The organism is Stenotrophomonas sp. CFBP 13718 (assembly GCF_014842145.1).
In the GTDB taxonomy this organism is placed as follows: Bacteria; Pseudomonadota; Gammaproteobacteria; order Xanthomonadales; family Xanthomonadaceae; genus Stenotrophomonas.
In genome coordinates this window covers 23,062-45,427 of the sequence record NZ_JACYVC010000002.1, presented here as the reverse complement: position 1 = coordinate 45,427, position 22,366 = coordinate 23,062, and the positions used below count along the sequence as shown (strand labels likewise).

The window sequence follows — 22,366 nt, the reverse complement described above, 5'->3', positions numbered from 1 at the left end:
GTGGCCGCGCAGCTTACCAGTGCACCGTGCCGTCGATGATCGGCTGCACGTGGCCCCCGATCCAGGCGACACCGGTGCTGTCGACATGCAGGTGGACACGACCGTCGCGGCCGACCTCGCGGCCCTGGCTGGCGATGTAACGCCCGTCCTGGCCGGGTAGCTGGCCGCGCTGGGCGAGCACGCTGGCGATCAAGGCGTTGGCACTGCCGGTGACCGGATCTTCAGGCACGTTCACCGCATCGCCTGGGCAGAAGGCACGCACCACCAGGTCGTGGCCGTCGCACGCCTCAGGCGCGAACACGGCCACGCCCGTCGCGGCGGTTTCGTTGGTCCAGTCACGCAGCGCCGCCATGTCCGGTCGCAGAGCGCGGACGCTGGCCGCATCGCGCGCTGCCAGCAGCCACCAACGCGGTCCGTTGTCCCACAGTTCGGGCTGAGCGTCAGGCGCGGCCACTGCCTGCAGCGTCTGCGGAAGCGTTCCCGCCGCGACCGAACATGCGCGGGCCGGCGGGCTGGCGAGGTGGATCACAGGCGCTTCGGGCGCGCCGGTCACGCGCACCGGCAGCAGGCCGGCGGCACATTGCTGCAGCAGATGCCCCTCGCGGGGGATCGCCAAGCCGCTGGTCACCGCAGCCCATGCCGCGCCCACGCTGGGGTGGCCGGCGAACGGCAGCTCACTGCCAGGCGTGAAGATGCGGATGTGGTAGTCCGCCCCCGGTACGGTCGGCGTTACGAAGAACACCGTCTCGGACAGGTTCAGCCACGCGGCCAGTGCCTGCATGGCGTCGGTGGTCAGCCGGTCGGCGTCGAACACCACGCCGAGCGGGTTGCCGGTGCCGGGCTGCGGGGCGAAGACATCGAGCTGGAGGTAGCGGTGAGCGGTCATCGGCGGTCTCTTGGGCTTAGAATCGGGGGTTCCGCTCCCTGCGAGCGGGCTCCCCACCTAGACCAGAATACTTCCATGCCTGTTTCTTCTCCTGTCGATCGCTGGATCGTCCTCAAGTTCGGCGGCACCTCGGTGTCGCGTCGCCATCGCTGGGACACGATCGGGAAACTGGCGAAGAAACGCGCGGAAGAAACCGGCGCGCGCGTCCTGGTGGTGGTCTCGGCGCTGTCCGGGGTCACCAACGAGCTGACCGCCATTGCCGATGGCGCGGCCGACAGCCGTGACCGCGTGGCGGCGCTGGTCGAACGCCACCAGGCCTTCCTGGACGAGCTGGGCCTGGAACGTGCGGTGCTGGCGGAACGCCTTGGTGCCCTGCAGGCACTGCTGGACGATGCCCGTGCCGGCGAGCGGACGCTGGACTGGCAGGCCGAGGTGCTGGGGCAGGGCGAATTGCTCTCCTCCAGCATCGGAGCCGCCTACCTGCGCCAGAACGGCCTGGACATGGGCTGGATGGACGCCCGCGAGTGGCTGGATGCACTGCCGCCGCAGCCCAACCAGAGCACATGGTCGCAGCGGCTTTCGGTCAACTGCGAGTGGAAGTCCAATGCGGACTGGGCGCAGCGCTTCCGCGCGCAGCCGACGCGCCTGCTGATCACCCAGGGCTTCATCTCGCGGCATGCCGACGGCGGTACCGCGATCCTGGGGCGCGGTGGCTCGGATACCTCGGCCGCTTACTTCGGCGCATTGCTGGGCGCCAGCCGGGTGGAGATCTGGACCGACGTGCCGGGCATGTTCAGCGCCAACCCGAAGGATGTGCCGGATGCGCGTCTGCTGACGCGTCTGGACTATTACGAAGCGCAGGAAATCGCGACCACCGGCGCCAAGGTGCTGCACCCGCGCTCGATCAAACCGTGCCGCGACGCCGGCGTGCCGATGGCGATCCTGGACACCGAACGCCCCGAGCTTCCGGGTACCAGCATCGACGGTGATGCCGCACCGGTGCCGGGCGTCAAGGCGATCAGCCGCCGCAACGGCATCGTGCTGGTGTCGATGGAAGGCATCGGCATGTGGCAGCAGGTCGGCTTCCTGGCGGATGTGTTCGGGCTGTTCAAGAAGCATGGGCTGTCCGTTGACCTGATCGGGTCGGCGGAAACCAACGTCACCGTCTCGCTGGACCCGTCCGAGAACCTGGTCAACACCGATGTGCTGTCGGCGCTGTCGGCGGACCTGTCGCAGATCTGTAAGGTCAAGATCATCGTGCCGTGCGCGGCGATCACGCTGGTGGGCCGCGGCATGCGTTCGTTGCTGCACAAGCTGTCCGACGTCTGGGCGACGTTCGGGCGCGAGCGTGTACACATGATTTCGCAGTCGTCCAACGACCTCAACCTGACCTTCGTGATCGATGAGACCGACGCGGACGGCTTGCTGCCGATCCTGCATGCCGAACTGATCGACAGTGGTGCCATGCCGGTGGAAGAAACCGCCGTATTCGGACCGCGCTGGCGTGAGATCGCCGGCACCGTGCGTCCGCGCGGCACGCCGTGGTGGCGGGGACATCGCGCCCAGCTGCTGCAGCTGGCCGAGGCCGGCACCCCGCGCTACGTTTACCACCTGCCCACCGTGCGTGCCCGCGCCCGCGCGCTGGCGGCGATCACCCCGATCGACCAGCGTTATTACGCGATCAAGGCCAACAGCCATCCGGCGATCCTGCAGACACTGGAAGCCGAGGGCTTCGGCCTGGAGTGCGTGTCGCAGGGCGAACTGAGGCACGTCTTCAACGTCCTGCCGGACCTGTCGCCCAAGCGCGTGCTGTTTACCCCGAGTTTCTGCCCGCGCAGCGAGTACGAAGCTGGTTTCGCCCTCGGTGTCACCGTGACCGTGGACAACGTGGAGGCTCTGCAGCGCTGGCCCGACCTGTTCCGCAACCGCGAACTGTGGCTGCGCGTCGACCTGGGCCGTGGCGAAGGCCACCATGCCAAGGTACGTACCGGCGGCAAGGAATCGAAGTTCGGCCTGCCGATGTCGCGCGTGGATGAGTTCGTCCGCGTGGCGACCGAGCTGGGCACCAGCGTGGTCGGCCTGCATGCGCACCTGGGCAGTGGCGTGGAGACGGCCCAGCACTGGCGCCTGATGTGCGACGAGCTGGCTGGCTTTGCGCGCCGCATCGGCACGGTGCAGACCATCGATATCGGTGGCGGCATGCCGATTCCGTACAGCGAAGAGGACGAGCCCTTCGACCTCGAGGCGTGGGCCGCCGGCCTGGCCGAGGTCAAGGCTGTGCATCCCGCATTCCGGCTGGCGATCGAGCCGGGCCGTTACCTGGTGGCCGAATCGGGCGTGTTGCTGACCCGCACCACGCAGGTGGTGGACAAGGACGGTGTGCGCCGGGTAGGACTCGATGCGGGCATGAACACCCTGATCCGCCCTGCGCTGTACGACGCGTGGCACGACATTGAAAACCTGAGCCGCCAGGGGGGCTACGCCGAGGCGGTATTCGATGTCGTGGGCCCGATCTGCGAGTCCAGCGATGTCTTCGGCAAGCGCCGCAAGCTGCCCGCGTCCACCGCGCCGGACGACGTGATGCTGGTGGCCGACACCGGCGCCTACGGGTACGTCATGGCCAGTACCTACAACCAGCGCGAGCTGCCGCACGAGGACGTACTGGAATGAATCGTGCGCGACTGCTTGCCGACACCGTCCGCGCGTCTGCGCGTCACGTGCCCCACCCGGATAAAAAATGACTGCTTTCGATAAACATCAGGTTGCCTGCTTCCGTTTCGTACGCTGCGATTTCGCCGTCGATACCGGCGTGGCCCGCCTGGTCTATGCCTTCGACCAGGGGCCGGAGATGGTGGAGACCATCACCGTGCCTGGCGCGCCCTTCGTGCTGGAGCCCGAGCGTGCCGCGGCGGTACAACGCGCGCTGCAGTTGCTGCACCTGATCGCCGGTGTCAGCTACTACAAGGCGGCGGTGCCGGATACCGTGACCATCGACGGTTACCGCATCGACGCCGCCACGGCGGCGCTGGTGGAGACCGTCTACCTGAACGGGTTGGGCGAGTTCGCCTACCGCAACGGACTGGATCTGCGGGGGCGCTTCCGCCTGCCCGTGCAGGGTGAACAGGTCGCCGCCCCGACGCTGGGGCTGCGTTCCCATGCGCTGGTCGCCATCGGAGGCGGCAAGGATTCGCTGGTCAGCATCGAAGCGCTGCGCCGTGCCGGCATCGAAGAAACGGTGACCTGGATCGGGGGCTCGCAGCTGATCCGCGCCTGCGCAGAGCGCACGGGCCTGCCGACCTTGAACCTGGGCCGCGCACTGGCACCTGAGCTGTTCGAACTCAATCGCCAGGGCGCGTGGAACGGGCATATTCCCGTCACTGCGGTGAACTCGGCGATCATGGTGCTGGCGGCCCTGTTGCAGGGCGCCGACCAGGTGGTCTTCTCCAACGAGCGGTCGGCCAGCTATGGCAGCCAGATTCCGGGCACGGGCGAGGTCAACCACCAGTGGTCGAAGGGCTGGGCGTTCGAGCAGGCGTTTGGCAACCACGTGCAGCGCTACGTCGCCGCCGACCTGCAGTACTACTCGCTGCTGCGCCCGATGTCCGAGCTGGCGGTCGCACGGCAGTTCACCAAGACCGATTTCTACGACGCGCATTTCTCCAGCTGCAACCGCAACTTCCACATACTCGGCGAGCGGCCGGTGAACCGCTGGTGCGGGGTCTGCCCGAAATGCCATTTCGTCTTCCTGGCGCTTGCACCGTTCATGTCCAAGGCGCGGCTGGTGCGCATCTTCGGGCGCAATCTCCTGGACGATCTCGACCAGGCGGGCGGTTTCGACGCGCTGCTGGAATTCCAGGACCACAAGCCCTTCGAGTGCGTGGGCGAGGGCACCGAATCGCGCGCCGCCATGGCGACGCTGGCGACCCGCGCGGACTGGAAGGAAGATGCGCTGGTGAAGCGCTTCTGCAACGAGATCCTGCCGCAGCTGGATGCCAGCGAGCTGGCGCTGGAGCCGCTGTTGGAGCTGCAGGGCGAGCACCGTATTCCCGCTGCACTGTGGGAGCACGTGCGTGCAGATTTCACAGCTTGAAGGGAAACGGGTCGCGTTGTGGGGATGGGGGCGCGAGGGGCGCGCGGCGTTCGCCGTCCTGCGCGCACGGCTGCCGGCGCTGCCCCTGACCCTGTTCTGCCCTGAAAGCGAGATCGACGCGGCACGTGCCGAAGCCCGCGATGCGCTGGACGTGCGTGGCGAGCCGACCGCCAGCGCATTGGCCCACTTCGAGGTGGTGATCAAGTCGCCGGGCATCAGCCCCTACCTGCCGGTGGCGCAGGCCGCAGCCGCGCAGGGCACGCAGTTCATCGGCGGCACGGCCTTGTGGTTTGCCGAACACGCGGCGGCCGACGGCACGGTGCACAACACGATCTGTGTGACCGGCACCAAGGGCAAGAGCACCACCACGTCCCTGCTGGCGCACCTGCTGCGTGCAGCGGGTCATCGCACCGGGCTGGTCGGCAATATCGGCCTGCCCCTGCTGGAAGTGCTGGAGCCGCATCCCGCGCCGGACTACTGGGCGGTTGAGCTGTCCAGCTATCAGACGGGTGAGGTGGCGCGCAGTGGCGCACACCCGCAGGTCGCGGTGGTGCTGAACCTGTTCCCGGAGCATCTGGACTGGCACGGCAGTGAACAGCGCTACATCGACGACAAGTTGAAGCTGGTGACGGAGGGCGCACCCCGCATTGCCGTGCTCAACGCAGCCGATCCGCATCTTGCGCCATTGTCACTGCCGGGCAGCGAGGTGGTCTGGTTCAACCAGCCGGCGGGTTGGCACATGCGCGGCGACGTCATCCATCGCGGGCCGCAGGCGGTGTTTGATACCGCGCGTACGCCGCTGCCGGGACGCCATAACCGCGGCAACCTGTGCGCGGTGCTGGCTGCGCTGGAAGCACTCGGTCTGGATGCCGTGGCGCTGGCCCCTGCGGTGGAGACGTTCCAGCCGCTGCCGAACCGACTGCAGCGGATCGGCGCCCGCGATGGCGTCGTCTACATCAACGATTCGATCAGCACCACGCCGCACGCCAGCCTGGCGGCGCTCGAGTGTTTCGCCGGGCAGCGCATTGTCCTGCTGGTGGGAGGGCATGACCGCGGGCTGGACTGGCGTGATTTCGTGCACCACATGGCGGAAGGCCAGCCGCCGCTGGCGGTCGTCACGATGGGCAGCAATGGCCCGCGCATCAATGCACTGCTGCAGCCCCTGTCCGAGGCAGGACGATTCGGCCTGCACGCCGCGCAGGATCTGGCGGACGCAATGGAGCAGGCCCGCAACGCGCTGGGCAGCGAGGGCGGTGTCGTGCTGCTGTCCCCGGGTGCCCCCAGCTTCGGCGCCTACCGCGACTATGTCGCCCGCGGCCGCCACTTCGCGGAGTTGGCCGGCTTCGATCCCGACCTGATCAGCGCCATTCCCGGCATCGGCCTGTAAGAAGGGGCGCGGTGGCGGGATGCTGGCGACCACGCGTTCGCCGCTGCGCTCGCCGACCATGGGTCGGCGCTACGGATGACCGGGGCTGCCGTGGTAGCGCCGAGCCATGCTCGGCGGGATGCTGGCGACCACGCGTTCTCCGCTGCGCTCGCCGACCATGGGTCGGCGCTACGGGTGACCGGGGGCTGCCGTGGTAGCGCCGAGCCATGCTCGGCGGAATGCTTGCGACCACGCGATTTCCGCTGCGCTCGCCGACCATGGGTCGGCGCTACGGGGCTGCCGTGGTAGCGCCGAGCCCTGCTCGGCGGAATGCTTGCGACCACGCGTTCGCCGCTGCGCTCGCCGACCATGGGTCGGCGCTACAGGGCTGCCGTGGTAGCGCCGAGCCATGCTCGGCGGGATGCTTGCGACCAAGCGATTTCCGCTGCGCTCGCCAACCATGGGTCGGCGCTACGGGGCTGCCGTGGTAGCGCCGAGCCATGCTCGGCGGAATGCTGGCGACCACGCGTTCTCCGCTGCGCTCGCCAACCATGGGGCGGCGCAACCGGTTAGGTCAGTGGCTGCGCTGTACGGCGTAGCGGGCCAGGCCGCGCAGGGCGGCGACGGCGTCGTTGTCGGCCAGGCTGTCGAGGGCGCGCTCGGCGGCGGCGGCGTATTCCTCGGCACGGGCGCGGCTGTAGTCGAGTCCGCCGGTGGCGTGGATGGCGGCCAGCACCTCCGGCATCGCCGAGGCATCGCCATCCTGCACGATGCTGCGCAGGCGCTGGCGGGTGCTTTCGTCGGAATGGGCCATGGCATGGATCAGCGGCAGGGTGGCCTTGCCTTCGGCCAGGTCGTCGCCCAGGTTCTTGCCCAGCTCATCCGCATTGGCCGAATAGTCCAGCACGTCGTCGGCGATCTGGAAGGCATAGCCGAGATTCATGCCGTAGTCGTACAGCGCCTGCTGGGTGGCCGCGTCAACGCCGCTGGCGAGGGCGCCCAGACGCGTGCCCGCGGCGAACAGCACCGCCGTCTTGCGCTCGATCACCCGCAGGTAGGCGGCTTCGTCGGTATCGGGGTTGTGTACGTGCAGCAGCTGCAGCACTTCGCCTTCGGCGATGCGGTTGGTGGTGTCGGCCAGGATCTGCATGACCGGCATCCGGTCCAGTTCCACCATCAGCTGGAAGCTGCGCGAATACAGGAAGTCACCCACCAGCACGCTCGGCGCGTTGCCCCACAAGGCGTTTGCCGTGCTGCGACCACGCCGCAGGCTGGATTCGTCCACCACGTCGTCGTGCAGCAGGGTGGACGTATGGATGAACTCGATGATCGCCGCCAACTGGTGGTGCTCCGGGCCCGAACCGCCCACCGCGTGGCCGGCCAGCATCACCAGCATCGGCCGCAGGCGTTTGCCGCCGGCCGAGATGATGTGGTCGGCGATCTGGTTGATCAGCACCACATCGGAAGAAAGCCGGCGCCGGATCAGGGCATCGACGGCGGCCATGTCGGCGGCAGCAAGCGACTGGATCTGGGGCAGGCCCAGGGCGGCACGGGTGTCTTCGAGAATGGTCATGCGGTCTGGCTTCAAGGCTCGCTGCCAATTATAGGCGCTGGCCGTGAATTCGGGCGCATGAGGACAGGATGGGCGCGGCGAGTGGAGAGTGCGGCGCAGTGGCCGGCCGCCTTTGCCGTGAATACGTATGCAGGCAGCTCCCTGTCACGGCCCCCGCCGCTAAGCTTCCACCGATGCATTCCGGCCCGCGTCCCTGCGCTGGCCCACAGAGCCCGGAGGGGGGCCAGATGTCCAATACGCCATGGTGGCGCGGCGCCGTGATCTATCAGATCTACCCGCGGAGTTTCTTCGATGCCAACGGTGACGGCGTGGGCGACCTGCCCGGCATCATCGAGCGCCTGGACTACATCGCCGCGCTGGGCGTGGATGCGATATGGGTGTCACCGTTCTTCAAGTCACCGATGGCGGATTTCGGCTACGACATCGCCGACTACCGCGACGTCGATCCCTTGTTCGGCACGCTGGACGACTTCGATCGATTGCTGGCCAAGGCGCATGCGCTGGGGCTGAAGGTCATGATCGACCAGGTCCTCAGCCATACCTCCAGCGAACACGACTGGTTCCAGGAGAGCCGCCAGGACCGCAGCAATCCGAAGGCGGACTGGTATGTGTGGGTGGATCCGCGCGAAGACGGCACGCCACCGAACAACTGGATGTCGCTGTTCGGCGGCGTTGCGTGGCAGTGGGAACCCCGGCGCCAGCAGTACTACCTGCACAATTTCTTCGCCGAGCAGCCGGACCTCAATTTCCACAACCCGCAGGTGCAGAACGCGACGCTGGAGAATGTCCGCTACTGGCTGGACCGCGGCGTGGACGGATTCCGCCTGGATGCGATCAACTTCTGCTTCCACGACACGCAGCTGCGTGACAACCCGCCCAAGCCGGTGGAGAAACGCGTGGGGCGTGGCTTCAGTCCGGATAATCCGTACGCCTACCAGTACCACTATTTCAACAATACGCAGCCGGAGAACCTGCCGTTCCTGGAAGACCTGCGCGCACTGCTCGACCAGTATCCGGGGGCTGTCAGCCTGGGTGAGATATCGTCGGAGGATTCGCTGGCCACCACCGCCGAATACACCACCGACACCCGCCTGCACATGGGCTACAGCTTCGAACTGCTGGTACAGGATTACAGCGCAGCGTATATCCGCGAAACCGTGTCACGCCTCGAAGCGGCGATGACCGAGGGCTGGCCGTGCTGGGCGATCTCCAACCATGACGTCGAGCGTGCGGTGACCCGCTGGGGTGGCCATCCGGCCGATCCTCGCCTCGCGCGGATGCTGGTGGCCATGCTGTGTTCGCTGCGCGGGTCCATCTGCCTGTACCAGGGCGAAGAGTTGGGCCTGGGCGAAGCGGACGTGCCCTTCGAGGCGCTGCAGGACCCGTATGGCATCACGTTCTGGCCGAACTTCAAGGGACGTGATGGCTGCCGCACGCCCCTGCCCTGGAACGACGATCCTCGGGCGGGTTTCACTACGGGCACCCCGTGGCTGCCAATTCCAGAAGCACACCGGGAAGTTTCCGTGGCGACCCAGGAGAAAGACCCGGCCTCGGTACTCTCCGCCTTCCGCGCATTCCTCGCCTGGCGGAAGACACAGCCTGTGCTGCTGCATGGCGCAATCAGCTTCCTTGAATCGGCCGAGCCGGTCCTGTTGTTCCAGCGCACCCTCGCCGATGAGCAGCTGCTGCTGGCCTTCAACCTCTCGGGAGTATCGGTGCGTCATGCGCTGCCCGCTGGCCTGTGGCAGGCTGTAGCGATCCCTGGGCCGGATGCGGGGATGACCGATGGCACCGAGCTGGTGCTGCCCGCGCACTCGGTGTTCTGCGGCCGACGCATCGGCTGAACGATTTCTCCGTTGGTGGTACTTGAGGGACGTCGCTGTAAAAAGCGACGTCCCTTTTTTGGTGGACGCCATCCATGTCCTTTTCACCATCAGCGCGACGTTTTCCGACCCGCCAACGAGCCCTTGGCTCAGGGCAATTCTGCGCCAAGGCAGACAAGCTTCACTCTCACTCACAAACAGCGAGAGCGCTATGAAGTTCCATCGAATCATGTTTGTCACAGCCAGTGTCCTGCTGGTTGCCTCCGCGTTCACGGCCCAAGCCTCCGAGCAACCCTTACGTGACCCGTCCGATGATGCCATCTGCGTGGATGCTTTCAGCCGCTCCCCCGCTGCGGCCTCCTGTCAGCTCACCAAGGTCGAATACAGGGCTGGCAGTGGCGGCACGTGCCACCTATGGGCAGGCTGCCGACGCGATGACGGCAGTTCGGTGGCTGCATTCGGGTCCTTCTCTGCCGACAGTGTGTATCGCGTGTGCAACAAGGACGGGAAGCTGGTCGCGGGCTGCCCGGGTTGACTCAACCAAGAGGGCCCGCTGCGCTGGCAGCGGGCCCTCTTGTTTCAACGCTGGTCGGATCAGAACTTGTAGTTCACGCCCAGCATGTAGGTGCGACCCCACTCGACATATTCCAGCGGCCGGTCCGTCGTGCCGGCATAGGTGCGGTACGGCTCGTTGGTGAGGTTGGTCCCCTGCAGCAGCAGCGTCAGGCCGGCCATCGTGCTGCTGTCGCTGAAGGTATAGCTGACCTGCGCGTCGGTCACGTTCTCGCCGACCACGTAGCGCAGCGTGCGGTTGCCGTTGAAGTTGCCGATCTCACCGATGAAGTCCGACCGGCGACGCTGGCTGACGCGTGCCTCGAATCCATTACGCTCGAAGTATGCGGTGAAGTTGTACACGCGGTCGGACAGGCCGGGCAGGGCAATGGGGTCGCTGCCGACGCTGGAGGCGCTTTCCGGATCCAGGATCTCTATGTCGCTGTCATTGAAGGTAGCACTGGCCTGCACGCCGAAGCCGCGCAGCGATTCGGTGAACATGTCCAGCGGCAGCGAGGCGGTCAGTTCCAGGCCGCGCAGCGTGCCGCCCTTGCCGTTCTGCGGCGAGGAGAACGTGCCGGTCTGCAGCACCGGCGACACCATGCCCGGCGGCGGCACATAGCTGGCCAGCAGGTCGGAGAAGTCATAGTCATCCACCGACTGCGTGTACACGTAGCTCTTCAAGTCTTTATAGAAAACGGCGGCGGCCACGTAGGCGCGCTCGGCGAAGTACTTTTCGTAGGACAGGTCGAACGCGGTGGCACGCCACGGATCCAGCAGCGGATTGCCGCCGCTGCCACCCGGACGGCCGGTGGCGGTGTCCACGCCGAACTCCAGGCCGGCGCGCATCTGGTCCACGCGCGGACGCGCCACCTGCTTGGCGGCAGCGAAACGCAGGGTCTGCTGGTGCGGGAACATGAAGGCCAGGTTCAAGCTCGGCAGCCAATCGTTGTAGGTCTTGCCGGCGTCGATCGGGAGCACGTTCTGGCCAGCGGGACGCGAGCGGTCGAAGTAGTTCGACTGCGAGCTCTGGTCGGCATGCTGCATCTGCACGCCGATGTTGCCACGCACGCCCACCACGCCGATATCGGTATTGATGTTGGCGCGCAGCCACGCGGTGGTGATTTTCTCCTGCACCGTCCACGATTTCGGGATCAGATAATCCAGGTCGGTGACCGGATTGAACACCATGTAACGCGACACGGCCGCCGGAACGTTCCAGGCCGGGATATAGCCGATGCCGGCAAAGCCCAGGTTGACCCGGTCACGCTGCAGGTCGGCGGCGATGTTCGCATCCCCCTGTGCCCCCAGCAGGATGTTGCCCTCGGCCTGGGTCTTGTCCTTCTGGCGATCGGCGTAGTTGACGCCGATATCGAAGTCAGCGAATACCGGGGAAAGCGCTTCCGGCGCGGGCAGCGTCAGGGCGACGCGTGCGCCCTTCAGGCGGTCTTCCACCGTGGGCACCTTGCCGTAGCCGGAGCCGTAGATGGTGTTGGTCAGGAACAGCGCATCGGGGTTGGAATAGTCCAGGCCCGGGGTGATCTGCGAGAAGCCGTTCGGGTTCACCACCAGGCCGATGGTATCCAGCTGTGGCATCGGGGTCAGCTGCAGGTTGTTTTCCAGGTTCAGCTCATCGCGGGTGGCCTTGGAGTAGTTCACATCAGCCACCAGCTTGACGCCATTGCCGAAGGTGAACTCGTTGTTCCAGCCGAACGCATCGATCTTGTCTTCGCGCTTGTTGTACATGCCGCGCACCAGCGGATAGACACCACTGGCCGTGCCGCCCGCGAAGGTGCCGTCGGCATTTACCTGCGGATTGCTGATCAGCAGGCCCGGGGTGTAACCGCCATTGAAGTTGCTGAGGTTGACCTCGAACTGGTTGGCCGTGTCGATCTGCTCGGCTTCGGTGTGGAACGCATCGAAGGTGCTGGTCCAGCTGTTGGATGGGCGGAACTGGACGGTGGCCATCAGCCCGTCGCGCTTGTTGTTGCCGGTGCGGCGCAGCGCCTTGATGCCGTCGCTGAAGGCCACGCCGGGTGCCAGGCCCGGGCGGTTGCCGTTGTCGGTGTTCTCGGTGGTCCACGGCTCGTACAGGCCGACCTGGTTTTCCTGGATGGGCATATCGCTGTGCGCGTAGCCGATGGCAATACCCAGGGTCTTGTCGAGGAACTGGTCGATGTAGCTCGCGCTGAAGCGGTTGCCGAACTCATCCACGCCAGCGGCATCGCCCAGCGAGCTCTTCTGGTAGCGCCCGCTCACCGCGATCACGCGGTCCGGGAAACTCAAGGGACGCGCGGTCTGCATGTCGATGGTGCCCGACAGGCCCTGGCCGACGAGTGCCGCATCCGGGGTCTTGTAGACGGTCACGCCGTTGACCAGCTCGGACGGATACTGGTCGAACTCCACGCTGCGGTTGTCGCCGGTGCTGACTACTTCGCGGCCATTGAGCAGGGTGGTGGCGAAGTCGGGCGACAGGCCGCGCACGCTGATCACCTGCGCACGGCCAGCCACACGCTGGGCGGCCAGGCCCGGCAGGCGGGCGAGCGATTCGGCGATGCTGACATCAGGCAGCTTGCCGATGTCTTCGGCGGAGATCACTTCCACCACCGAGGTGGCGTCCTGCTTTGCGGCGATGGCGTTCTCGATGCCGCGGCGGATGCCGGTGACCTGCACCGCGTCCAGGTTCGTCGCTGACGCACCGGTCTGGCCGGCGGTGGTGGACGTGGTGGACTGCGCGAATGCGAGTACCGGTGACAGTGCGACGGCCAGCGCCAATGACAGCGTGTTGCGCTTGTGGTTCGACATTTCCCCTCCCAGGCAATGTTGCCGAATCTAGTTGTGGTCCGCGCCGGCACGGCCGATACGGGTCGCGGCACGGTGGCCGCTGACTGCGTCGCTATGGTATGCAGCGCGCCGGGTAGTGGAATCAGCCTGCATACGTATTCAATGCAGTTGCATGCGGTGTAAGCGATTACATGTTGGTGATGACGGCGACGGGGTGTGGGTAGTGACGGCCGCTGTCCATCAGCGCCTGGCCCTTCAGAGCGGAATGAAGCGGATTGCCTGGCCGCCGCCGGGGCCGAGGATCAAGGTGAGCTGGTCGGCGCTGGTGACCTCGCGGGTTTCGCGCGCGAAGGCAAAAGGAGTGCTGCGGAAATCCGCACCGTCGCCATCGCGATAGATCTCCGCGCGGTAGCGCACACCCGGCTCCAGGAAGCCCAGCGACACCGGCAGCACGCGGCCGTGTTCATCGGTGATGCTGCCCAGGAACCAGTCACGGCTGTTGCGGTCGCGGCGAACGATGGTGACGAAGTCGCCGACCTCGCCGTCCAGCACGCGGGTCTGTTCCCAGTCCACCGCGACGTCCTTGATGAACTGGAACGCGTCGCGGTGCTGCAGATAGTGCTCCGGCAGATCGGCAGCCATCTGGATCGGGCTGTACAGCACCACATACAGCGCCAACTGGCGGGCGAGGGTGCTGGGAATCGCCTGGCCGTTGCGTCCCTTCAACGACAGGATGCCGGGGGTGTAGTCCATCGGCCCGGCCAGCATGCGGGTGAACACCAGGTTGACCTCATGCTCCGGGGGATTGGGCGGTTGACCCCAGGCGTTGTATTCCATGCCGCGCGCGCCTTCGCGGGATATCCAGTTCGGATAGGTACGGCGCAGGCCAGTGTCTTTGATCGGCTCGTGCGGGTTCACTGACAGTCGGCGCGCGGCCGCTTCCTGCACTACCTTCAGATGGTGGCGGGCCATGAACTGGCCGTCATGCCACTCGCGCAGCAGCGGGCCACCGGCCGGGTTGCGCCGGTCCACCTGGCCGTCATCGCAGACATACCCGGTCTTGAAAGAATCCACGCCCAAGCGCGCATAGAGGTCCAGCGCCGCGCCCAACTGGTCCTCGTAGTGTTCGATGGCGCAGCCGGTTTCGTGGTGGCCGACCAGGTGCACGCCCTTCGGTGCGCCGTAGGCGGACAGCGCTTCAATGTCGAAATCCGGGGTGGCGCGGGTAAAGTCGAAGTCGTAGCCGTTGCCCACCCAGTTGCCGTCCCAGCCGGGGTTCCAGCCCTCCACCAGCACGCCGCGGAAACCGCTGGCGGCGGCGAAATCAATCACCTTCTTCGTCTTCGCAGTCGTGGCGGCGTGGCGCGGCCCAGTGGCCCAGCTTTCTTCGTCCAGATGCATCGACCACCACACGCCCAGGTACTTCGACGGCTTGACCCAGCTCACATCACCCAGCGCATTGGGCTCATTGAGGTTGAGGATCAGGTCCGATTCCACCAGCCCGCCGGCGCGGTCAGCGATCTGCAGGGTGCGCCACGGCGTGCTGAAGGGCAGGGTGCGGCGAACCTTCCAGCCCTCTGCCGATGGAGAAAGCTGTGCGCGCAGGCGCTGGCCGTCGGTGCGCCGCAGCCACATGCCGGCGTAGTCCACCAGCGCTGCCTCGTGGATGGCCACGTGCAGCCCGGAGTGGCTGCGCAGGGTGATCGGCGTGTGTGCCAGAGGCACTTCCTGCAGTGGCGTGCGCGCATACAGGTACTCATAGTGGATCGGCTCGCCGGCCGGGGTCCACCACGCCGTGGACGGCTGGGCGATGGCGAACTCGGTCAGCTCTTCGTCGATGATCGCCTCGGCCATTCCCGGCTGCTGCGGGAACACGTAGCGGAAGCCAACGCCGTCGTCATAGACGCGGAAGACCACGTCCAGCCGACGCTTGTCACCGGCGGTCTGGCGCAGCGATACGGTGAGTTCGTTGTAGTGGTTGCGGGTGACGCGGCGCTCGCCCCACGGCTGCTCCCAGGTTTCATCGAAGGCGCGGGTACTGCTGCCGATGATCTCGAAGTCGCGGTCCAGCCGGCCATCCCGCAGCTCGAAGCCGAGCTTGGACCCCTCCACCACGGCATCGCCGAGTCGCTCCACCTGGTAGCGGGCGGTGCCGCCATCCACCTGCAGCGTCACTTTCAGGATCTTTGCGGGCGATTCCACGCTGGCCGATGGCAGGGTGGCAGCCAGCAACACCGGGCTGGCGAGCAGCAGGGCCATGCCCAGCCAAGGCGCGGTTCGGCCACGCAGCAACAACGAAAACAGTGACATCTCCCCTCCCAGGGCAATGCAGGAACTGCGGTGACCATAGCCCAGCCGTCAGGGGCGCCTGGCAGCCCGCGCCATGAATACGTATGCAGGCGGGGCGTGCCCTGCGAACGCCGTCTACCATGTCCGCACGATGCCTTGAGGGAGGCGTTGCGCCCCCGTCGGCCGCTTGGCAGGCAGGGACCTACAACATGCAAAGAGGGAGGGAGGGTGACAGGCGCAAGCCGGTCGTCCGCTTCGATGCTGAAGATGATCTGCCTGACCGTCGCCATCGCGACGACGCTGGGTTCGGCCGCGCATGCGGCCGACCTGGAATTCGACGGCCGCAAGGCGCATGCCGAATCCGTGGCCGGTGGCGGCTTCGTGCTGCACACGCCGGATCGCCAGGTGCGCATTGCCGCGCAGCCGATGCGCAGCGACACCGCCAGCCCGATGTTCGACGCCCTGTTCGCGCTTGCGCAGCAGGACATGGACCAGGACCGCGTGGAGGCGATCCGCGATCCGTCCTTCGACGAAGGCCGGCCCGTACCGTGCGACTGCTTCAAGACCGGTGCCAACTGGCCCTACGTATGGACCCGCGATGTCAGCTTCGCCGCCGACCTGGCGCTGGCGCGGCTGGATCCGCAGCGCACTCGACAGTCGCTGCAGTTCAAATTGTCCGAAGCACGCGATGGCCATACTGCCGGGCTGTTCGTAGCGCAGGACACCGGCTCCGGTGGCAGCTGGCCGATCAGCAGCGATCGGGTAGTGTGGTTCCTGGCCGCGCGTCATCTGCTGGATGACAAAGGCTTTGCCGAACAGGTCTGGCAGGCGCTGCAGGGCACGCTGGCACAGGACCGTGCGATGGTGTTCGACGCCCGCATCGGCCTGTACCGTGGCGAGACGTCATTCCTGGACTGGCGCGAGCAGACCTATCCCGACTGGACCCGGGAGGATGTGCGCTTCATCGGCGACTCCTTCGCGCTGTCCACCAATGTGCTGCATTACCAGGCCCTGCGGCTGGGTGAGCAGCTGGCGGGCCAGCACGGTGATGGCACCCGCGCGGCGCAGTACAAGGCCTGGGCCGATGCGCTGGCACCGCAGATCGATGCACGTTTCTGGCGCGAAGAGGCCGGCCAGTACATGAGCTACATCGGCGAAGCCGCGCATCCAGTGCCCTATGCGAAGTACGACCTGCTGGCCACGTCGCTGGGCGTTCTGGCTGGCGTGCTGCCAACCGAACGCGCGCGCCGCGCACTTTCGGCGTATCCCGCGAGTGCCGCGGGGAGCCCGGTGGTGTGGCCGCAGGAAGGTAACCAGCCGGTCTATCACAACCGCGCGATCTGGCCGTTCGTCAGTGCGTACTCACTGCGTGCCGCGCGGGTGCTGGACGATGCACCACGGATACAGCGCGAGATCGAATCGCTGATGCGCGGTGCCGCGTTGGCCGGTTCGAACATGGAAAACTACGAACTGCTGACGCAGAAGGTCCACGTCGACGAGGGTGCGCTGAGCGGCCCCGTGGTCAACTCCGAGCGCCAGCTATGGTCGGTCGCGGGGTACCTGGATATGGTGCTGCAGGGCGTGTTCGGCGTGGAATCCGATGGCCGGGTGCAGCCCAAACTGCCGGTCGCCCTGGTGCCGGAGCTGTTCAGTACACGTGACCGGATCACGCTGCAGATGGATGGCAAGCGCTATGTGCTGCTGAAGCCGAAAGCGCTGCAGGGTGAGCTTTTGATCGCCGGAAAGGTGCAGCGCAGCGGTGACACCACCACCGTGCAGTTGGTACCGGCCCCCGGGCTGGGTCCCACCCAGCGCATCGCCGCCGACCGCCCAGCCGCAACCGCAGCTGCCTACGCACCGGCAACACCGGCGGCACCTGTCGCGCGAAAGAGCGGCGCCCACTGGACCATCGCGGTCCCGGCCCAGCACGTGCTGTGGCGCGATGGTGCCGCGGTCGCCGTACAGGATGGGGAGCTGCATATGGCCGACGACGGCCTGCAGCACTGCCTCAGTCTGACCCACCGCCAGAACGCGCTGGAATCCCTGCACAGCCCGACCACCTGCATCGGTCCGCAGCAGCGCCTGCCTGGGGCGCAGACGTGGACATGGACGCAGCCCGCTGCCGGACGCGTCCGCGCGCGCCTGCAGTTCAACAACCCAAACGGCCCGATCAATACCGGTGTCACCGCCGCGGTGAAGCAGTTGGCGGTCACCTGCGCCGGCCAGCCTGCGCAGTCCCACACGGTGGTGATGCCGCACAGCGTGGCCGTGCAGGAATCCACCGCCGCCGAGTTCGACCTGCCGGCAGGCACGTGCGCGATCCAGCTGCAGGACGGTTTCAACATGAGCGCGCTGCAGCACTTCGCGCACTACACCGGTGGCAAGGGCGGCCGCGCGGGCGTGCTCAACGACGCAGAGGTCAAGGCGTTGTTGCTTTCGCCGGTCGCCCCGCTCGCAGAGGATCGCCCATGAGCCGTCCCGCTACCAGCCGTCCCGACAAACCCCAGCTGTCGTTCTGGCAGATCTGGAACATGTGCTTCGGGTTCCTCGGCATCCAGTTCGGCTTCGCGCTGCAGAACGCCAACGCCAGCCGCATCTTCGAAACCTTGGGCGCGTCGATGGAGGCCGTGCCCGGTCTGTGGATCGCAGCGCCACTGACGGGTCTGCTGGTGCAGCCGATCGTCGGCTATCTGTCCGACCGCACCTGGACGCGCTGGGGACGTCGCCGCCCCTTCTTCATGATCGGTGCGGTGCTGACCACGCTGGCCCTGCTGGTGATGCCCAACTCGCCGACGCTGTGGATCGCAGCGGGTACGCTGTGGGTGCTGGATGCGTCCATCAATGTGTCGATGGAGCCGTTCCGTGCGTTTGTCGGTGACCAGCTGGCACCGCGCCAGCGCCCGACCGGGTTCGCGATGCAGAGTTTCTTCATCGGGGTGGGCGCCATCGTGGCCAGCTTCCTGCCCTTCATTCTGGCCCACTTCGGCGTGGCCAATACCGCCGCGCCGGGTGAAGTGCCGGACACCGTGCGCTATGCGTTCTACTTCGGCGCGGTGGTGCTGCTGGCGGCGATCACCTGGACAGTGCTGAGCACGCGCGAATATTCCCCGACCGAGCTGGCCGGCTTCGCCGATGCCGAGCCCCCGCACGCGCACGCGGTGGCCGCGCGCGGTGTGCCGCCATGGGCGCAGATCGTGCTGTGGCTGCTGGTGGGTGGCGTTCTGGCGGCACTGATCGCCTGGCAGGGCGGCGACAAGATGCTGTACGTCCTGGCGGGACTATGTGCGGCTTACGGCGTGCTGCTGGGCATCGCCCGCTTGCTTCCCGGCACACACATGCTGGCGACCATCGTCGACGACCTGCGCAACATGCCGGGCACCATGCGGCGGCTGGCGTGGGTGCAGTTCTTTTCATGGTTCGCGCTGTTCGCGATGTGGATCTACACCACGGCGGCGGTGGCCGGTACCCACTTCGGCTCCACCGATCCGCAGTCGGCCGCCTACAACGAAGGCGCGAACTGGGTGGGCGTACTGTTTGGTGCCTACAACGGATTCGCCGCGTTGGCTGCCTTGGTGATCCCGTTGATGGTGCGTGCCATCGGCCTGCGCTGGAGCCACCTGGTGAACCTGTGGCTGGGCGGTGCCGGTCTGGTGTCGATGATGTTCATCGACGATCCGCACTGGCTGCTGTTGTCGATGGTGGGCGTGGGCTTTGCCTGGGCCTCCATCCTGTCCCTGCCGTATGCCCTGCTGTCGGACAGTGTGCCGGCGGCGAAGATGGGCGTGTACATGGGTATCTTCAATTTCTTCATCGTGATCCCGCAGCTGGTGGCCGCCAGCGCGCTCGGCTTTGCCCTGCGTGCGTGGCTGGGTGGTCAACCGATGCAGGTACTGGTGCTGGGCGGCTGCAGCCTGCTCGTGGCCGGCCTGTGCGTGCTGCGTGTTCCGTCCCGTCCGGAGGTGGTGTGATGCGTGTGCGTCTGTCTGTTGCGGTAGGTTTCGCCCTGGTCGCTGGCCAAGCGCTCGCCGCGCCGGGCCCGGAATACGTGGGCACCACCGAGCCGTTCGCCAGTGATGCGGTGTACTTCGTGGTCACTGACCGCTTCGTCAACGGCGACCCGTCCAACGACCACCGTGACCAGGGCGGCAAACATCCGACCTTTGATATCCCGGTGCCGTGCCCGGACAAGGTGGATGGCAACATCGGTTACCTCGGGGGTGACTTCAAGGGCGTGCTGGACAATGCGGATTACATCCGCAACCTGGGCTTCGGCGCGGTGTGGATCACCCCCATCGTCGACAATCCGGATCAGGCCTTCACCGGCAGCAAAGAGATCAGCTGCACCAGCACCCTGACCGACCGCGGCAAGACCGGCTACCACGGCTATTGGGGCACCAATTTCTACAAGGTGGACGAGCACCTGCCCAGCGCCGGCCTGCAGTTCGCCGACTTCACCAAGGGGCTGCACGCGTCCAAGTTGAAAGTAGTGCTGGATATCGTCGGCAACCACGGCTCGCCGTCCTGGACGATGCCGGTGCGCCAGCCCCAGTTCGGGCAGATCTTCGACAAGGACGGCACGCTGATCGCCGACCACGAAAACCAGGCACCGCAGCAGCTGGACCCGGAGCACAACCCGCTGCACGCGTTCTACAACAACATCGGGCCGGTGGATGCGTCCAAGGGCTCGATCTTCGACGGCAACTTGGCCGAGCTCGGCGATTTCAACGAACACAATCCGGCGGTGATGGATTATCTGGTCGGCGCGTACCTGCAGTGGACCGCGCAGGGCGTGGATGCACTGCGCATCGATACCATCGGCTGGCTGCCGCACCCGTGGTGGAACGAGTTCGTGCGCCGCGTGCGCGCCGAGCACCCGGGCATGTTCATGTTCGGCGAAGCATTCGACTACGACGCGGCGAAGATCGCCGAGCACACGTGGCCGGCGAACGCGAACGTCAGCGTGCTGGATTTCCCCTCGCGTGGGGCGATGGAGGAGACGTTCGGCTTGAAGCAGAAGGGATTCGAGACGCTGGCCGAGCCGCTGCACCTGCTGGGCGGACCGTACGCCAACCCGTACGAGCTGATGAGCTTCTACGACAACCACGACATGCCGCGGCTGGATGCCAGCGATGCGGGCTTCATCGATGCGAACAACTGGCTGTTCACCGCGCGCGGTATTCCGGTGCTGTACTACGGTTCGGAAACCGGCTTCATGCGCGGCCGCGCCGAGCACGCGGGGAACCGTGCGTACTTCGGCCAGCCGCGCGTAGATGCCGCACCGCAGAGTCCGATTTTCGGCCCGCTGCAGCGCGTGGCGACGCTGCGCGAAGCCACCCCGGCGCTGCAGCGCGGCCTGCAGGTCAACGAACGCCTGCAGGGCAATGAGGCGGTATTCTTCCGCGTGCTGCAGTACGACGGGGTCAAGCAGACGGCTCTGGTGCTGTTGAACAAGGGGGACGCGAACGCGCGCATGGAGGTAACTCGCTACGTGCAGCCAGGCACTTGGCGTGACGCACTGGACGGCGGCAGCGTGGAAGTTTCCGGCACCCTGAAAGCCGATGTCCCCGCGCATGGCATCAAGGTGTTCGTCCTCGACGCGCCGGTGCAGCAGGACGCCCTGCGCGCCGAGCTCGACCGCGCCATGTCCGACCAGCACGCCCGTAGCCGACGGGCGGTGCCAATCCGGTAGAGCCGACTTCAGTCGGCTGCTCTGCAACGCAGCCGACTGAAGTCGGCTATACCCGTCGTCAACGCGTCGTCAACGCGTCGTCCGACCATCGTCCATCCGTCGCCCCCCGTCACCGCCACGTACAATGGCTCCGCCCCCTAACACCGCGTCCCCATGACCGACCTTCCGCCCCAGACCCCGATCGAGACCCTGCTGCAGACCGCCATGGCCGGCCAACTACCGATCAAGGCCTTCATGCAGGCCTTCGTCGCCTCCGACGTGGTGCTGCTCACCGGTAGCCTGGTCACCCCCGATGGCAGTGGTTTCGACCCGCTGTTGTTCGACAAGCAGGGCGTGCTGCACGTCGCCGTGTTCACCGATCCGGCGCGCGTCGGCCTCCATTCCGAACAGGCCCCGCACCAGATCCGCTGGCTGATGCTCGACGTGCTGCGCCGCGTACCGGGCGGCTATGGCGTGGTGATCAATCCGGGCACGACGCTGGGGTTCGAGATCTCGCCGGCGGGCGTGGGTGAAATACTCAAAGACTTCGCGTAATGGTAGCCGTCCCGAGATCCGGCGCGCTGGCAATGAAGTACGTCTCGTTGGGCGGAAACCTCGGTCGGTAGAGCCGACTTCAGTCGGCTGCTCTGCAAGGAAGCCGACTGAAGTCGGCTCTACCTGCGCCCCATTGATGCCGCCGCGTACCGGACAGCTATGGCGTGGTGATCAATCCGGGCACCACGCTGGGGTTCGAGATCTCGCCGGCGGGCGTGGGTGAAATACTCAAAGACTTCGCGTAATGGTAGCCGTCCCGAGATCCGGCGCCCTGGCAATGAAGCACGTCTCGTTGGGCGGGAACCTCGGTCGGTAGAGCCGACTTCAGTCGGCTGCTCTGCAAGGAAGCCGACTGAAGTCGGCTCTACCTGCGCCCCACTGATGCCGCCGCGTACCGGGCGGCGATGGCGTGGTGATCAATTACAGACGGCGACGCGTTACCCGGCGTCGGGCTTTTTGTGCGGGTACCACAGCAGTGAACTGCCGTTATTCAGTGCTTCTTCGTAGAAGCAGGCAAAGCCGCGGTAGAGGTCCGTGTTCAGCACCTCCACCCGGAGCCTGCCGCAGCGCAGATCCTGGATATCGCCCATGCCGAAGCGCGCGCACTCGACCAGTGCCTCGTCGAACGCATCCTCCTCGCGCGGCTGGCTGAGGAACAGCATGCAGTTATGCCGTTCGCCGACTTCCGGCGCTCTCCAATCGAACTCCGCCGTGCCGGAATACGCGCCGGAGAACCCGTAGATCATCACCACCCTCAGCGGTGTTTCTTCAGCAGTCATG

At 66.3% G+C, this 22,366-nt stretch carries 13 protein-coding genes and 1 pseudogene; 9 read left to right on the top strand and 5 right to left on the bottom strand.

What is annotated here, in order from left to right; genetic code table 11:
* Positions 1–13 precede the first annotated feature (13 nt).
* Positions 14–886 carry a PhzF family phenazine biosynthesis protein gene (locus tag IFT58_RS03730; protein WP_192093952.1) on the bottom strand — a complete coding sequence of 291 codons (873 nt, stop codon included), beginning with the start codon at positions 884–886 and terminating at the stop codon, positions 14–16.
* Between the two features lie 75 nt (positions 887–961).
* On the opposite strand from IFT58_RS03730, the gene IFT58_RS03725 reads away from it, so the two are divergent.
* The 3 genes from IFT58_RS03725 to murD all read left to right on the top strand — a co-directional run bounded on the left by IFT58_RS03725 (position 962) and on the right by murD (position 6,363).
* Positions 962–3,556: a bifunctional aspartate kinase/diaminopimelate decarboxylase gene (locus tag IFT58_RS03725; protein WP_192093951.1), complete on the top strand. Its 2,595-nt coding sequence runs from the start codon at positions 962–964 to the stop codon at positions 3,554–3,556.
* A 67-nt stretch (positions 3,557–3,623) separates the two neighbouring features.
* The gene (murL, locus tag IFT58_RS03720; protein WP_188326438.1) at positions 3,624–4,976 is read left to right on the top strand and encodes a UDP-N-acetyl-alpha-D-muramoyl-L-alanyl-L-glutamate epimerase; all 1,353 of its coding nucleotides are present in this window, start codon (positions 3,624–3,626) and stop codon (positions 4,974–4,976) included.
* Positions 4,957–6,363: a UDP-N-acetylmuramoyl-L-alanine--D-glutamate ligase gene (gene murD / locus IFT58_RS03715; RefSeq protein WP_192093950.1), complete on the top strand. Its 1,407-nt coding sequence runs from the start codon at positions 4,957–4,959 to the stop codon at positions 6,361–6,363. Before murL ends, murD begins: the two co-directional genes overlap by 20 nt.
* A 553-nt stretch (positions 6,364–6,916) precedes the next feature.
* Here the strand turns inward: murD and IFT58_RS03710 are convergent.
* On the bottom strand, positions 6,917–7,915 hold the full coding sequence (locus IFT58_RS03710; protein WP_192093949.1) for a polyprenyl synthetase family protein: 999 nt from the start codon (positions 7,913–7,915) through the stop codon (positions 6,917–6,919).
* Positions 7,916–8,142: 227 nt separating this feature from the next.
* Between IFT58_RS03710 and IFT58_RS03705 the strand changes: the two genes are divergently transcribed.
* Positions 8,143–9,759, top strand: a complete 1,617-nt coding sequence (locus IFT58_RS03705) for an alpha-amylase family glycosyl hydrolase (protein ID WP_192093948.1) — start codon at positions 8,143–8,145, stop codon at positions 9,757–9,759.
* 573 nt (positions 9,760–10,332) lie between these two features.
* Here the strand turns inward: IFT58_RS03705 and IFT58_RS03700 are convergent.
* Positions 10,333–13,095: a TonB-dependent receptor gene (locus IFT58_RS03700; RefSeq protein WP_192093947.1), complete on the bottom strand. Its 2,763-nt coding sequence runs from the start codon at positions 13,093–13,095 to the stop codon at positions 10,333–10,335.
* Positions 13,096–13,329: 234 nt separating this feature from the next.
* Positions 13,330–15,333: a glycoside hydrolase family 97 protein gene (locus tag IFT58_RS03695; RefSeq protein WP_249405599.1), complete on the bottom strand. Its 2,004-nt coding sequence runs from the start codon at positions 15,331–15,333 to the stop codon at positions 13,330–13,332.
* 288 nt (positions 15,334–15,621) lie between these two features.
* Between IFT58_RS03695 and IFT58_RS03690 the strand changes: the two genes are divergently transcribed.
* From IFT58_RS03690 to IFT58_RS19010, 5 genes and pseudogenes are all read left to right on the top strand, one after another.
* Positions 15,622–17,835: a Six-hairpin glycosidase-like protein gene (locus tag IFT58_RS03690; protein ID WP_192093945.1), complete on the top strand. Its 2,214-nt coding sequence runs from the start codon at positions 15,622–15,624 to the stop codon at positions 17,833–17,835.
* Positions 17,832–19,331, top strand: a complete 1,500-nt coding sequence (locus IFT58_RS03685) for an MFS transporter (RefSeq protein ID WP_192093944.1) — start codon at positions 17,832–17,834, stop codon at positions 19,329–19,331. Before IFT58_RS03690 ends, IFT58_RS03685 begins: the two co-directional genes overlap by 4 nt.
* A complete protein-coding gene (locus IFT58_RS03680; RefSeq protein WP_192093943.1) occupies positions 19,331–21,052 on the top strand; it encodes an alpha-amylase family glycosyl hydrolase in 1,722 nt (573 codons plus the stop codon). The genes IFT58_RS03685 and IFT58_RS03680 overlap by 1 nt, the downstream gene beginning before the upstream one ends.
* A gap of 153 nt (positions 21,053–21,205) precedes the next feature.
* Positions 21,206–21,586 carry an SseB family protein gene (locus tag IFT58_RS03675; protein WP_192093942.1) on the top strand — a complete coding sequence of 127 codons (381 nt, stop codon included), beginning with the start codon at positions 21,206–21,208 and terminating at the stop codon, positions 21,584–21,586.
* Between the two features lie 140 nt (positions 21,587–21,726).
* Positions 21,727–21,831 (top strand): annotated as a pseudogene (locus tag IFT58_RS19010) (SseB family protein); the annotation flags it as partial.
* Positions 21,832–22,023: 192 nt separating this feature from the next.
* On the opposite strand, the gene IFT58_RS03670 reads toward IFT58_RS19010, so the two are convergent.
* Positions 22,024–22,365 (bottom strand): hypothetical protein, encoded by a 342-nt coding sequence (locus IFT58_RS03670; protein ID WP_192081449.1) that lies wholly within the window; start codon positions 22,363–22,365, stop codon positions 22,024–22,026.
* Between the last annotated feature and the right edge of the window lies 1 nt (position 22,366).